Source organism: Desulfovibrio inopinatus DSM 10711 (assembly GCF_000429305.1).
Taxonomy (GTDB): Bacteria; Desulfobacterota; Desulfovibrionia; order Desulfovibrionales; family Desulfovibrionaceae; genus Alteridesulfovibrio; species Alteridesulfovibrio inopinatus.
In genome coordinates, this window is record NZ_AUBP01000031.1 from 1 (window position 1) to 15,046 (window position 15,046).

The 15,046-nt window shown below is 47.6% G+C and carries 11 protein-coding genes and 1 pseudogene; 9 read left to right on the plus strand and 3 right to left on the minus strand.

Annotation, left to right across the window (positions count from 1 at the left end; genetic code table 11):
- Positions 1 to 248: pseudogene (locus G451_RS0118095) on the minus strand (helix-turn-helix domain-containing protein); the annotation flags it as partial.
- Between the two features lie 507 nt (positions 249 to 755).
- The gene (locus G451_RS0118100) at positions 756 to 1,862 is read right to left on the minus strand and encodes a nucleoside hydrolase (RefSeq protein WP_084448641.1); all 1,107 of its coding nucleotides are present in this window, start codon (positions 1,860 to 1,862) and stop codon (positions 756 to 758) included.
- Between the two features lie 401 nt (positions 1,863 to 2,263).
- On the opposite strand from G451_RS0118100, the gene G451_RS0118105 reads away from it, so the two are divergent.
- From G451_RS0118105 to G451_RS33050, 9 genes are all read left to right on the plus strand, one after another.
- On the plus strand, positions 2,264 to 3,619 hold the full coding sequence (locus G451_RS0118105) for a phosphatidylserine decarboxylase family protein (RefSeq protein ID WP_027185359.1): 1,356 nt from the start codon (positions 2,264 to 2,266) through the stop codon (positions 3,617 to 3,619).
- 278 nt (positions 3,620 to 3,897) lie between these two features.
- Positions 3,898 to 5,358, plus strand: coding sequence for a hypothetical protein (locus G451_RS0118110; protein ID WP_027185360.1), 1,461 nt, complete (start codon positions 3,898 to 3,900; stop codon positions 5,356 to 5,358).
- Entirely contained in the window at positions 5,355 to 6,326 is a 972-nt protein-coding gene (locus G451_RS30255) for an AAA family ATPase (protein WP_051261653.1), read from the plus strand. Before G451_RS0118110 ends, G451_RS30255 begins: the two co-directional genes overlap by 4 nt.
- 2 nt (positions 6,327 to 6,328) lie before the next feature.
- Complete coding sequence (locus G451_RS34820) at positions 6,329 to 9,148, plus strand: formylglycine-generating enzyme family protein (RefSeq protein WP_211236364.1); 2,820 nt, start codon at positions 6,329 to 6,331, stop codon at positions 9,146 to 9,148.
- Positions 9,149 to 9,340: 192 nt separating this feature from the next.
- The gene (locus G451_RS0118125) at positions 9,341 to 10,153 is read left to right on the plus strand and encodes a formylglycine-generating enzyme family protein (protein ID WP_027185362.1); all 813 of its coding nucleotides are present in this window, start codon (positions 9,341 to 9,343) and stop codon (positions 10,151 to 10,153) included.
- 183 nt (positions 10,154 to 10,336) lie between these two features.
- Positions 10,337 to 10,792: a DUF3795 domain-containing protein gene (locus tag G451_RS0118130; protein ID WP_156921705.1), complete on the plus strand. Its 456-nt coding sequence runs from the start codon at positions 10,337 to 10,339 to the stop codon at positions 10,790 to 10,792.
- Between the two features lie 450 nt (positions 10,793 to 11,242).
- Positions 11,243 to 11,716, plus strand: coding sequence for a hypothetical protein (locus G451_RS0118135; RefSeq protein ID WP_027185364.1), 474 nt, complete (start codon positions 11,243 to 11,245; stop codon positions 11,714 to 11,716).
- A 27-nt stretch (positions 11,717 to 11,743) separates the two neighbouring features.
- Positions 11,744 to 12,148: a hypothetical protein gene (locus G451_RS0118140; protein WP_156921706.1), complete on the plus strand. Its 405-nt coding sequence runs from the start codon at positions 11,744 to 11,746 to the stop codon at positions 12,146 to 12,148.
- A 10-nt stretch (positions 12,149 to 12,158) separates the two neighbouring features.
- Positions 12,159 to 13,481 (plus strand): GGDEF domain-containing protein, encoded by a 1,323-nt coding sequence (locus tag G451_RS33050; RefSeq protein WP_051261654.1) that lies wholly within the window; start codon positions 12,159 to 12,161, stop codon positions 13,479 to 13,481.
- Between the two features lie 236 nt (positions 13,482 to 13,717).
- Here G451_RS33050 and G451_RS0118150 read toward each other — a convergent pair whose 3' ends face one another.
- Positions 13,718 to 14,284: a flavodoxin family protein gene (locus G451_RS0118150; protein WP_027185366.1), complete on the minus strand. Its 567-nt coding sequence runs from the start codon at positions 14,282 to 14,284 to the stop codon at positions 13,718 to 13,720.
- Positions 14,285 to 15,046 lie beyond the last annotated feature (762 nt).

The window sequence follows — 15,046 nt, forward strand, 5'->3', positions numbered from 1 at the left end:
CGTTCAATAGCGGCCTCAAGCCCCTGCTCTACAAATCTTTTTTTTAAGTGCTCAAGGCTACGAGTGGTCACTCCCAAGGCTTCAGCGACCTTAGCGACAACCCACTTGGGGCCATGTTCTCCTGCGTCGAGAAGGAGCAATGCACGCCCGTAAAGCACAGTACGCGCAGCCCTTTTTCCCTTAGATGATATTGCCTCAAGCTCAGCTCGTTCTTCCTGGGTCAGTGTCACTTTGTAGCGCGGCGCCATTCCTTCTCCTTCTTAGTGAAGAGAGAATAGCCTATTGCAATACAAATGCGAAGACTTAAATTTTACGATGTACTAGTCTTCATTTTTCATTTTGCCCGGTGATGGCCCTGCACAATAATATTGTTGATCTACATTGTGCAATTTATTCTTTTTGAATTCCGGTTTGAATAGTGAAAAAGTATTGATAATATTGAACAAAGATTTAAGAAGATAACAAGTATGTGTTGTGTCTGTTGCTCGATGTCGGCAAAAATATGAGTTCCTCCAACGTCATATCGTCGCAGTCGTTACACCGAGAATATTTTCGACTGTCGCAGTATAATACAGGGGGCCGCGATAATGATAAAGTTATTGAATAACTATATGATGGGGATAGTGTTCAAAGGTAGTTTGAGTTTGTGCTGCAAGTTCGGTCGAGACATCGGCTCTATTCTTCGTCAAAAGAGAATAGAGCCGTTTCTCGTAGCTAAAAATCGGGAGCATTATGATTTCAAGCGATCTAGCCGTTTAATTATTGTTCAATACCGCCGCAAAATCTTTTGCAAACAGATAGTTGGAAACCCCCTGGATGACGCGGATTTTGCGTGATCCGTTGTCGACGTGAATGAGGCGACCGCAGGTGTCGTGTTCTTCGGATTCCTGGATATCAACGTCGAGATAGACCGAGACGTATTCGTAGTTCTTCAGACCGTGTGCCATGACCATGGTTGCGAGAGGATCGAAAATAGGCACGGGGATGCCTTCTTTATGCGGTCCGACTTTTTCTGTCAGAATATTTTTTGCCAGTTGCGAAATCGAATCATTGCCTTTGATGGTGTTGACGACTTTTGGAGACAATAGAACGTAGTCACAAGCATCAAGAGGAATCAATGTGAGCGGAATTTTTGATTCGAACACCGTTTTTGCGGCCAAAGGGTCGACAAATATATTCCATTCGGCGCGATAGTTTTGTCCATAGACAGGCCCTTGATCCCATGATTTTCGGGCATTGTTGAGCAGGGCAACGTTGCCATCGACAAAAATGGCTCCAGCCATGGCATAGACGTTTTTGATCATATCAATTTTTGTATCAGGGTATTCTTTCAACATCATGGCGAGGTTGGTGAATCCGCCGAGACATAAAATAGTCACGGGCTCTTTGGTTGTGTTCAACAGGTCGGAGAGGAGTTTCCAAGCCGGCCTCGGATCGAGCTTGACGTCTATCGTCGGATTGATTGTTCCCAAGAGCCCCATCAGGTCGTTCATATCGTTGCGAAAGTTTTGTGGGAATATATGGTCGAACTTCATCGGGGTACTTGTCCCGGCACTTACGGGAACGTGAGCGCGATCTCCCAAGTCCATCAAACTTCGAGCAATAACCCTGCCCCATCGCAAATTCGTTTCACCGCAGCCAGTAACGGACATTCCGATGATTTCGATATCGGGTCGTTTCATCAGATACAATGTCGATAAGGTGTCATCCCACCCCATATCTGTATCGATAATGATTTTTTTCTTTGGCTTGTGCGGTGACGTTTTTTCTTGGGGAGATGCATGGTATGCCGATTGTTTCGCGAGCGATAGGGAGGGGCAACAAACAAGAACACAGAGTGCAAGAATCAGAGATAATTTCATACTGTTTTCCTTCAGAAATGTTGAAGTTAATATTGTATGTCCATATGATATATGTTTCTTTCGTCTTATTAGTATGATGGTTCATTTATGAGCTTCAGTATGACGTTTCAATTTTATGCACTATTGATCATATTCCATATGGTCAATAAATTATATTGTCGATAGGAGATCATGAAAACTGTCTCCAATTCGATTGTATAGGGGGGCGAGACGAGTGTGTATTCCTTGGGGGATTTGAGAAAAAATTTTAAGAAATGATTTTTTCTTACAACACATAAAGAGAATGATGATGGAATGTCGTGTCAAAATTGTGCTAACGCCTGTGATGAACCCATGTGGAAATGCGAACCGAATGGCATGACAGAGGACAATATCACTTCAACGGGTAGAGGGAGGCGTGTATGAAAAGGCGTTTGTGGTTGGCTGGTGTCGTTGGCACATTGTGTCTGGTGTTGATTGCTGTTTCGGTGCCGCCTGTTTGGGCGGATACGCCAGCGGCATCACCACCGTATCAGGTGGGGAAGTGGCTTCCGTCGGATCAACACACGTTGGACGAATGGAAAGCAAAGCTCATTCAGGAAACAGAAGCCGAGACGGTACAACGTCCACTGTTGCCTGTCATTCGAGACTTCAAAAGACTGATTGAAAGAGATCCTCAACTCTTCATGCTGTTTACTGAGATGTTCAATCAGGTTCCCCGCACGCCGGAATATGCCAATGATCCCACCGGCAGTCCGCAAATTCGAAATTATCACCAGATGTTGCAGTTGATGAATGTTATTTTGACACAGGCACCGGAATTCAACACAACCGGCTTGGTTGGGTTTCCCGTTAATGCGATTTTGGATTGGCCTATGGGCACGCAGGCTGGGTCCGTGGCCTTTTTGAATACAAAAGTGAATCGCCAGTTGAAGAAGATTCTTAATCAATGGGCTGTGTTCCTTGAATCCCCTGATTCACGCTACGTATTGAGCGATGACCCTGAACACGGTTGGTTCGGTCGGGATGCCCAAAAAGCGATGCCGACCTTTGTGGACGACTTTATCTGCGATCCCAAGGCGCCATATTATGGATTTACGTCATGGGATGACTTTTTCACTCGCCAGTTTCGCGAAGGACGGCGTCCCGTGGCCGAGCCTGAGAATGATGCTGTGGTGGCCAATGCGTGCGAGTCTGCGCCGTATCGTCTGGCAACGAACGTTAAATTTCGTGACACGTTTTGGATCAAAGGTCAGCCGTATTCTTTGACCCACATGTTCGGCGGCGATCCCATGGCAAAGCAGTTTGTGGGCGGAACCATCTATCAAGCGTTCCTCAGTGCATTGAGTTATCACCGTTGGCATAGCCCGGTCAGTGGACGGGTGGTACGAACCAAACTGCTGGATGGGTCCTATTATGCCGAAGCACAAAGCGAAGGCTTTGACCCGGCCGGCCCCAATATGTCGCAAGGCTATATCACCAATGTCGCCGCCCGCGCCTTGGTTTGCATCGACGCCGATAACCCGGATATCGGCCTGATGTGTACGATGTTCGTCGGTATGGCCGAAGTCTCGTCCAACGAAGTCACGGTCTACGAAGGCCAACACGTCAACAAGGGCGATCAACTCGGCATGTTCCACTTCGGTGGCTCCACCCATACCCTCATGTTCCGCCCCGGTGTCGAACTCGACTTCGACCTGCACGGTCAAGAGCCAGGTTTGGACTCCCACAATATCCCGGTACGCGCTAAAATTGCGACGGTGAAAACGGGGACATGACACCTGAGCGTATACCGTCAACTCAAAAGAGGCAGGCATCACGTTTTGTGTAGTATTATACCCTTTATGAAAACAGAGCGGCCGCTTTATGCGGCCGTTTTTTTATTGGGAGAGTACAGATAAAGACTAGATTATTAACCTTGAAGAAATATAAATTTAGATTTATATTCTATGACATTTTTATTTATGTGTAAAATTGATAGTTTTTATCGTGTGTTTTTTTGTGTAATCAATTTGTTCTATGCTTTAGGTGTTGTGAGGTAAAAGTGAGTTACGGCATGAGTTTGATCTATGATTATCTTGCAAATCATGGACCTAATATTTGTACATATTTGGGGACTATTCCTCTCGTTGTAAGTATAGTGAAAAAATTCAAATCACGAAGCTCTACGATACGAATGAGCTATACAAATGTTCATTTAGATAGACTACAAAAAGAAATTGAAAAATTGTCGCGTGATCAATTGGGTGGGGAGCGACGCATTTCAGACAATATTATTTCCCCTAGGCTTTTTTTGAAGAAAATAATTGATGAAGGTCATGTTGCTGATATTTACGACTTGTGCGAGGATTATATAAAGTCAACATGTGATTTGTCTGTCTGTAAAAACAATATCAAATATGGAGAACTAAAAGAAAAATCAAAATCATTTCAGCTTTCTTCTCAAGATGTATTTGATACGTATATGACAACTTTAATCCCTCTTTTTTCTATTGTTATTTTCGATACACCTAGTGCTACTGAATTGCTTATTCTCAAAGAGTTGAGTTCCATCCAAGAGCTTCTGATCAATAGTGGTATAGGTAAAGACTACGAATTTTTTGAAAATAACTTGTCGTCTGTAATATCAGTGATAACGAATTGGAAAGAAATTGAATTATTTAAAGGCGAAAGTAATGACCATGAAGAGCGGGTTAGAGTGTTGTGTTATTCTTTGTTGATGATTTGCGAACGACGTATCCAGGACATCATAAAAAGATCTGCGTCGAAACTCATTCATGATAACATCGAACAGAATTGCTTTGCATTGTTTCGTAATTTTATTAGCCATGAAGAAAACACATTTACAGAAATTTCAGATGCAATACTGAGTTCAGTAAGAGAGTTACGAAAGAATAATATGCCCATGGATGATAGGTTGAGGAGTGATATCATTGGTCTTATTCTTTTGATTGGCCTCCTGAAAGAGAAGAGTATTAACAATAATGTTGTCAAATTATGTGTAAATGGTTGTGAGAAAAGCCATTATGAATGTCAGTTTCATAGTAAAAAATTGGTTGATTTAGATGTGATTATCTCATTTTTTTTGCCAAAGAGAATTGATATCAATAATATTGATGAATATTATTCTGAAGTATCTTGTATTGAGGGTGGGATTGGAGATAAAAGTAGTATAGATGATTTTTCGTATCCTGAGACAATTACAGCAGTGATGAATGCTTTTTTCTTAACAGAGAACAATGAACGTAAAATTGTTTCTATTTATCAAGATGCTATTGATGATGTTACTGATAGATCTCGAAGGATTTTAAAAGATGATGTGCCGAGTTATCTGATTGCTGTCCTTCCTTATTATGTGGGAGATAGCGCCATAGAAAAACTTGTGTCTATATTTCCTAGTGTTGTTATTGTTAGAAGAATGAAGGGAGATAATCACCTTTGTTTATTAAATGAGAAATTTATTCGGCAATTTTCAAAAGACATTAACGCAGATTTAAAAGTTAAAGGTATAGAATGAAAACAATTCAAGAGAATATACGGCAACATAATTCTGAAAATATGTCTTATTCCGGATTCAGCCAATACCAATGGGATGAAAATCACAAATTTGCCGTACAAGCTGCATTGGCAGCGAACCGCCCTTTGCTTGTTCGGGGCGAACCGGGGGTTGGGAAAAGTTCTCTTGCACGGGCTGCCGCAATCGAGTTGCAGCGGCATTGTATTGCTGAAGTCGTGACGGCCAAAACCGAACCGAATGACCTGCTGTGGCAGTTTGATGGCGTGCGACGTTTGGGAGACGCAACCGCGGTTTGCAATATAGACCAGAAGCAGGTCGCTGAGCTCTTGGATAGAAAAAAGTATACTTCTCCTGGTGTGCTGTGGTGGGCTTTTCAGCCGAAACAGGCATACGACCAATTTATACAATGCCCAACAGGGGCGTGTCCGTCCTCGAAAGTGAGGGAACGTGTCGCGCCGGGGACTGACACGACCGGCTGGGTCGTGCTCATTGATGAAATCGATAAGGCTGATGCGGATGTTCCCAATTCCTTGTTGGGCGCGTTGGCCGATCAAGAATTTCAAGTACCTGGTTTTGATGTTCCCATTCAGCAAGCCTCTGTTAAGCCTCCGCTTATCATTATCACCACCAATGAAGAACGCGAGTTGCCCCCGGCGTTTTTGCGGCGGTGTTTTGTTTTGCACATGGATTTCCCCAACGAGGATCAAAAGACGTGGCTCAAGGATCGTGCACGGAAACACACGACTACTGTTTCTGATGACGTCATGAACACAATGGCCGACATGCTGTTGACGGCACGTGAACATGCACAAGGTTGTCATACCCCAGGATTGGCCGAGTATATCGATTTTGTATGTGCGTATGAAAAATTGCTTGAAGCAGAACACCAGAAATCAAATGGACTGGATGGGGCTGCAATTTTAAAACGCATTGCTTCGTTCACATTACACAAAAACGCTCGCCGTTAATCATGGGCAACCCTACGTCTGGTCGAAACCATGCCGCTGTCGGGTTTAGCGATCTGGTTCGCCTGTTACAGGCATTTCCCGATGAAGAAGAGCGTATTGCCGCCTTGTTGGGGTATACGTATACGGCTCCGGCTCCCAAGGGACAATCTTTTGTAGACGGAGAGATAGCTTTACATGGGACTTCAACAGCGACGATGGCTGGACACGTTGAGTCCGAATCTTCTCCACCCCTCATGCCGCATTTCTGGCATGTCAAAGAGCGCGAACGCAAGGCGACCACACACGATTCATTCCCAACAGATCTCCCCAAACTCGCCGAACTCCCCGATATCAGAACGAACGTTTCTCCGCCGTTTTCTCCCATCGTCCCGTGGGCTGGATTGTGGCCGTTTCTCAAACGTGTGTTGTGTGGCGAGCAGCATTCGCGCGAACCGGACGTGGAAGAGGCCGTACAGCACATCGCCCGCGGAGAGTTCCTGACGCATATTCCACGAAAAACACGTTCTACGTGGGCGGATCGGGCGCGTGTTGTGGTGGATAACTCGCCGCGACTTTTCCCGTTTTGGGGGGATTTCAATCAGGTGGTCGATGGTCTCACCGCTTGTCTCGGGACGTTTCGCCTTAGGGTTTCGCGTTTGAAATCCGGGCCGTTTGGTCTGGACTATGATCCGCACACTCTGTCACATACTCCTTTTGATCCTCGTCCATTTGATGTGCCGCTGCTTATTCTTTCCGACCTTGGGGTCTATGGTGGGGAAGAGGAAAAAGAAGCATGGCGTCGATTTGGTGTTATGCTGCAGAAACAGGGCGTCCGTCCTGTTGTGCTGACTCCGGTTCCCAGCAGATTCTGGGATGCACGACATGATCATATCTTTCATAGAGTTGTTTGGGATGACACGGTCCCACGGCCTCGTTTGAACGGGCCACAAGCGCGTGAATCCGTCTCTACGGTGTCGGAGAGTGAGGATATCGAAACGCTTCTTACACTCTGTTCGACTGCTGTACGAGTGGAGCCGCGACTGTTGCGCGCCTTGAGGAGGCTTATCCCCTTTGCCGATGTCGGGACCGAGGGGATGGTGTGGAATCATGAAGCGGTTGATTCGACGTTTCTCGCCTTTTCATTTCAATGTGGAAACGATGAAACGTATAGAAAGAAGTTTGAGACGCTTGAGCCCTCTCTCTGCCGGAGTGCGACGCAATGTATCCGCCATTTTCATACGTTTTTGCCCCCGGAAGTCCAGATGGAAGAACGGCTTGCGCAATATGTGTTTCGTCCCGACAAGGACGATGACGCTTTTGACAGTGAATTGGTGCAGTTTCTCGGCTGGTTTCAAAACCAGCAGTCGGACATGGGGGACCCGGAGGCGGTGAAAGAATGGTTGCGGCGTGTTGGTTGGCGGCTATCGTCGCGGATTACAGGTATGCCGCAGGCGCAGTTTTTGCGCAGCAAATTTGTCGAGGCATTTCTCGAAGAAATTGCGCATGGGGGTGATCGACCGCCCGTCATGACCGAGCAAGATATTGCGAAGAGTACAGGGAGAGACGTCAAACCGATAACACCATGGCGAATTCTTCAGATCGGGGAGACGCTGGTCTTCAAGCAAGGCGACGACACAGAACAAGGCGAGTTTCCTTTGGGCTGTGTTTTGGCCCGGATTCGTGCGCGAGGCATGATCACCGTATCGAAGGATGGGCGCGCAGTGCAGCATACGTTGAGCGACAGATATACTTTACCGCTTCCCGCGTATGGGCCGTTATCTGTGAGCACAGAGGGAGATACCGTTGTTTTCGATACAATGGAGAAACCGCCATGGGCGGAGGCGCTTTACCATGGGACACAGGATATTTTGTGGCCAGCTCAAAATGGTATGGCTGACTCTGCTTTCTTTGCACGTCTTCCTCTTAGTGATGCGACTATCAAGTGGACTTTTCCTGATGAGCGGATTGGTTTTTATGGCGTTGAACCGACTCGAAGTGAAGCAACAAGAAACAAACAATGCGGTCGATGGATAAATTTATCGCAAATTAAATATCTTAGTGTGCATGGAGTTCCTGACCTTTCTTGGACACAAGAGCACGGCATTGATCAATATGGCTTATGGGCGGCTTTTGAGGTGTCGGAAGTACGGCAGGTCATGCGCTGGATTCAGCCTGGACGTTTTCTCATGGGGTCGCCGGAGGATGAACCGGAACGGGGGGATGACGAAAGGCAACATGAAGTGGTTTTGACTGAGGGGTTTTGGTTGGCCGACACGACGTGTACACAAGAATTATGGACAGCGGTCATGGGCAAGAATCCCAGTCATTTTACTCATGAGGCTGAATTACCGGTGGAGAAAGTCAGTTGGGAAGATTGCCAGGAGTTTTTGCAACATATTAATGGACGGTATTCGAGATTAGAGTTGCAATTGCCCACGGAAGCGCAGTGGGAATACGCCTGTCGGGCTGGTACAGAAACTCCCTTTTCTTTTGGGGAGAATATCACTCCGGATCAAGTGAATTATAATAGTAACGTTCCATATCGTAATGGGAAAAAGGGGATAGACCGTGAGAAAACCGTTCCGGTAAAGGCGTTACCGTGCAATTCTTGGGGATTGTACCAGATGCACGGTAATGTGTGGGAATGGTGTGCTGACTGGTATGGCGAGTACCCAGAGAGTGTGATAACCAACCCCGGTGGTCCTGATGTGGGCGGGGACCGTGTCATTCGTGGTGGGACTTGGTTCTCCTACGCCGGGAACGTTCGTTCTGCGTTCCGCTACTGGGCCTGGCCGAATTCTCGCGACGACTCCGTAGGCTTTCGTTTTTTTCGAGGTCGATAAGGCGCCGGAGGCGGGCATGAGGGGGAGGCTCTGGCGGTCCGGCCGCGGATGCGGCGGACAAGCAAGAGCCGGATTTATAGAATCTCTGCTTTTTCCCGGTTGCAGAACAGTACTGTGAGATTCGATAATGCAATATGCGTTTTTTTCTATTCCAGCATTGAGTGATTGACTGTGCGCGATAGGACACAAATCATGCCCCCAAAATTTTCAGACAAAAACCAACCTCCTTCCCCATTTCCACCGGAATGGGCGTGTGCCTGGGGGCAAGATCAATATGGCCTGTGGGCGGCGTTCGAGGTTTCTGGTGTGCGGCAAGTCATGCGTTGGATTCGCCCCGGTCGTTTTCTCATGGGATCGCCGAAAGGTGAGATTGGACGGGATGATGACGAAAGACAACATGAAGTCGTATTCACGTCCGGGTTTTGGTTGGCCGACACCGCATGTACCCAAGAATTATGGAGGGCGGTCATGGGCAAGAATCCCAGTCATTTTACTCATGAGGCCGAGCTACCGGTGGAGAAAGTCAGTTGGGAAGACTGCCAGAAATTATTGCAACGCATCAACGGACTGTATTCGAGATTAGAGTTGCAATTGCCCACAGAAGCGCAGTGGGAATACGCGTGCAGAGCCGGTACAGAAACTCCTTTTTCTTTTGGGGAGAATATCACTCCGGATCAAGTGAATTATAAGGGTCACTCTCCATACCGTGATGGGAAAAAAGGGATATACCGTAAGAGAACCGTGCCGGTGAAGGCGCTACCATGTAATCCGTGGGGATTGTACCAGATGCACGGCAATGTGTGGGAATGGTGTGCTGACTGGTATGGCGAGTACCCAGAGAGCGTGACAACTGACCCCATTGGTCCTGATCGAGGCGAGAACCGTGTCATTCGTGGTGGGTCTTGGATCTTCTACGCCGGGGACGTTCGTTCTGCGTACCGCGGCAGGGGCGGGCCGGATAATCGCGACGACACCGTAGGCTTTCGTTTTTTTCGAGGTCACTAAAGCCGCCGGAGGCGGGGGACAAAGGAATGAAGCCCCTGGCGGACCGTCCGCGGATGCGGCGGGCAAGCTCGGGGGCGTTTTGGGGGCATCTCAGATCCTTCTTTCGCCCTTGTCCTCAATCTTTGAAGAAGCGTTCCTCCCCCAAACTTGTTCCCCCTCCGTTCTTCCGATACCATTCCTCGCATGACCACCAAAAACAATACCGCGTATTGCGGCATCTATTGTCCGGATTGTTTGCATCTTCATAATCAGTACAGCACGTTGGCCCGGCAGCTTGAGGAGCATCTTGTTGCTCTTGGGTTCGACAAATATGCGTCCATTGAAAGTCCGTTTGGGCAGGGTTTTCGGCATTGGCAGGAATTTGCTGACGTCTTGCATACGCTGGCGACGACGCAGTGTGAGCGTCCGTGTCGGTCGGGTGGGGGATGTTCGGGGAAGCCGTGTGCGATTATGGAGTGTTGCTTGGACAAAGGCTTTGAGGGCTGTTGGGAATGCGATGGGCTTGATGACTGCGATAAATTTGATTTTTTATCGCCACGATGCGGGAGCATGCCGAAAGACAATCTACGCGAAATTCAGCAGCATGGTTTGGACGGATGGGAGTCGCGGCGGCATCCGTTTTATGTTTGGCAGAAATGATATATTGTGTTGTGCCGAGATATTCTTGTGAGGTGCGTTCTGTCGGTGTGATCTCCATTGCTTTAATGATACTCTGGTATTAACTGGTGTATCATTATTGAGCAAATATTGTGCATGAGAACGGTGGGTGTCTTTCCGTCTCTCGGCACACCATGTCATGACGATTTATGTATACTGTAGCGTTCAATGACGTGAACATGGGAAACACCTCTTTGTATCTGGACGAATGGGCGACGAAACAGGCATAGAGACGAAAAGGAGGTGACAGGATTCGACGGTATCGTTCAGTTTTGTCCCCATTTTCAGAAGGAGTGCGTTTTGTTTGTGTCGTATGACTGACGAGTCAGTGCACAGAGGGGGAGACGAAAACTTCAAAATATGAAATAATGAAACGACGTTGTACTCTTTGTGAATTTGGCCATGCAATCAAGAGATGTAAGGAGATTGCACATGATTCGTCGTATGAACGCTCAGTCTGGGAGCCGTGCTCTCATACCATTCTGGAAGAAGTTTCTGTTTGCCGTTGTCTGTCTGTGGATAACGATATTCCCATCACGCGCCTTCAGTAAAGAAACCATTCATTGGCTCCGATTTGATTATCCACCCATGTATATCGTGGAAGGCGAGTACGCCGGCCAGGGATATATGGACAATATTCTCAATCTCCTCATTGCACACCTTCCGCAGTACGAGCATTCTGTTCGAGTCGCGAACCTCAGTCGCATCATGTCGGAAATGGAGCAGGGAAACGAGGTGTGTATCGCGTCCTTGTTTGTCAATGAAGAACGCAAACGATTGGGATGGATTTCCGAGGGGAACACGACGTTTCTTCCTCCTGTTCAGCTGGTGTTCAGGGCGGAAGACGCCGACAAGTTTGCCAAGTTCGGTTCTCCGGCCTCGCTGGAAGAAGTGATCAGAGATTAGTCTCTTATTTTGGGTGTCTCCGATCGTATGTCGTATGGCAAGGTCATTGATACCGTTGTTGCAGCGCACAATGGTCAACCGAATGTGTTTTTGCGAAGTGGAGAAGACGTCGGCCTGGGACTGCACGAGATGCTGTTGAAAAAACGGATAGATTATACGGTGAATTATCCGTGGGCCGCCACGTTTACGGCGGGGCCGGAACATGCCGACACGTTGCGATTTCTGCCATTTATCGAGGCAGGGAAAAATCCGGTGCATCATGTGATTTGTACGAAAACTCCGCTGGGAAAGCAGGTTATCCAGGATGTAGAAGCGCTCCTGGTTGATCCGGATATCACGGTGCAACGCCGGGAATATATTGAGAAATGGCTGCCGAACGAAGGAAAAGACGAATTTCTCACGAAATTTAATGCTCATTTCGGTTTGCAATAGGGCAGATTGAATGAGTCACGTCGCGCTTGTAAACAGCCTGGCTTATCGACAGGCTATGACTTGTGTCTGTGTCGCTTTTGTCATTGGGACATTGTTGAGCGCCACCCAGGTGCTCTTTGATTGGTTTCAAGAAAAAGATCGACTTGAAACGAATATCATTCAAGTCATGCGAACGCTTGAAAAGCCGGCCTCGCAGGCGTTGTACACCGTAGACCGCTCTTTGGCGGGCATCGTGGTGGATGGGTTGATGGAATACAAAACCGTCTATCGCGCAGCCTTGGTGGATGAATTCGGCGATGTCTATGCGGTCAAGGAAACCCTGCCTCCGGCCGGACTGTTGCGCGATGTTTTTATGACGATTTCGGATGCCAACCCTGAATTCAGCATTACCCTCGAATATGGAGTCAAAAAACGCAACGTAGGGCATATGGATGTCTCGCTTGATATCTATAGCGAAATGTTCGATTTTTTTGAGCGTGCGCTCATGACGTTTTTTAGTGGCATGTTCAGAAATTTCGCCCTTGCACTCTGCCTTATTGCCGCATTCAACTTGACGCTGGTCAAACCCTTGAAACGTCTGATTGCCGACATCACCATGCTGAAGCCGGGAAGCGAACACCGACACGTGGGAATTCCCGAGCATCACGAAAAAACAGAGTTGGGTATTCTTGCGGAAAATGCCAATCGCATTTTTTCTCTCTATGAAGAAAATGCCCAGTCTCTCCGTGCCGTGGAAAGAGAGCTGTTGAATCAAAAGAGTATGCTGGAAAAGACCGTTGAAGAGCGAACAACGGAATTGCGAGAAATCAACGAAAAATTGTCCTTGATGTCGCAAACCGATGCGCTCACCGGGCTGGCGAACCGGCGCTGCTTTGACAACACGCTGCAATCCGAATGGGCTCGTGCCCGTCGGACTGGGCAACCTTTGTCGTTGGCTATGATCGATGTGGATCATTTCAAAGTGTTCAACGACACCTATGGACACCCGGAAGGAGATGCATGCCTTCAAACCGTTGCCCGTGTTCTGTCGGAGCAAATCAGGCGGTCCGGCGATCTCGTCGCTCGGTATGGAGGCGAGGAATTCGCCCTGATTCTTCCCAGCACCAGTGAAGCCGACGCGATTCTCTTGGGAGAAAAAATTCGCAACACGATAGAATCAATGGAAATACCCAATGTTCTCACGTCGTGGCACGTTCTCACCGTCAGCATTGGCGTTGCTGCTCTGAACGTAACAGGAGATCAAGATATCCAAGCGCTGCTTGAAGCCGCCGACCAGAGACTCTACGAGGCGAAACGTAAAGGGAGAAATTGTGTAGAGCCCGCTGCGGCCTGAAGTCGTGCATGTCGTGCTGTTCTTCCAATTTGGAATACACAGCGCAGCCCTTCTCGACTCATCCTAACCGTGAGAAGTTTTTGAAGATGCTCAAGAAACTTTTTTCAAAAAGTTTCTTGAGTAGTCGGAGGCGTTGCCCTCTCTTTACCGAAAAATACTCAAAATATAGACAAAGAACGGGGTGAATCGAACAGACTCGATCCACCCCGTCGTATGCAATCGAATACCGCGTGCTTCTATAAACAGAGCCCGCAAGCCAGTTCAATGGCGCGCTCCTGGGTGCCGTCCGGCAGTGCATCCGGCGTAGAGCATCCACCAACAAACAGTTCAGCAGCCTTTTTTGTCAAAAGATATCCACTGAGACGATCAAACGCCGTGAACATGCCGTCGGCATTGTTTTCAAATTGTCCCCCGCCCGTGGCAAGCAGGGCAATGTTTTTGCCTTCCATGAGCGAAGCATGATTTGGCGTATGGTAGTTGACGACCAGTGAGTAGGTCCGGTCGATCAACGCTTTGAGCTGCGCCGTGAACCCCCAAAAATAGACCGGAGATGCAAACAGCACACAATCGGCTGCAATCATCTTCTCCATGATTTCAATGGCGTCATCGTTTTGGATACAGCCAATCTCTTCAGCTTTTTCTCGACATTTGGCGCACCCGATACACCCGCCGATGGTCTTGCGCGTTACGTTGATACGCTCAACCGTATGGCCTTGTGACTTCAATTCGTCTTCCACCCATCCAAGAATCGTCGCCGTATTGCTTTTGGGCCTGGCACTGCCCAAGAGTGTGAGAATGGTCATGTGTTGTCTTCTCCAAATTGTGTTTACTATACTGAGTGCTCGTGCGCGGACGAGGAGTTTAGACTGGGGCTTGGAAGATCACAAATGAATTTTTGTGCGGTGTTTGAACAGAGGGTGGGGAACGTGTTCGGCTTCGGTCTTGGAGGTGCCCGTCATTTGTAGGATAAGGTATTCTTATCCTGGCTATCCGCGCCGGACAAAATCAATCATTGAGATGAATGAGCGCGCAGGGAAGCTGATCAGGTACTTTGTGCTCCTTTGAGCAGTGGCTGTGTCATGTCACTTCTAAGGTCGCGAAACGTCCCCCCTGAATTGAAGCATCTGTTTGGTGCATCCTGATTCCTTGAATTGAATGTGATATATTGCATTATAATATTTGATAGATAGTGTAGATATGTAGAGTTGTTTGTTTGTGTTTTCTGGTGTTGCATAAGAATATTCGTTGAGCAAAAAATAAAATTGTCGTATATTGAAAGAGGCGTATTCAGTTTTTCATGGAGCAAGGTTTGCTCGGCTGACTCGAAGACGCTCATCGCCGAAGAGTGTGTTGTGCTTGCCCTGCGCCTCTCCTGGGATGAATTGAAGAGAAAACGGCTTGAGTTTGTTGTCTATTCTCAAAAACATCACTGTTGGCGTAAAAAAAATCCAGGTGGATACTGCATAGATGTGGAAAACGTGATCGCAGCATTTACCTCTCTCAGTGCGAAAGCAAACGTATTCTTCAATACAGCGAGCTTGGGGCAAACATACGGATTCGGAAAA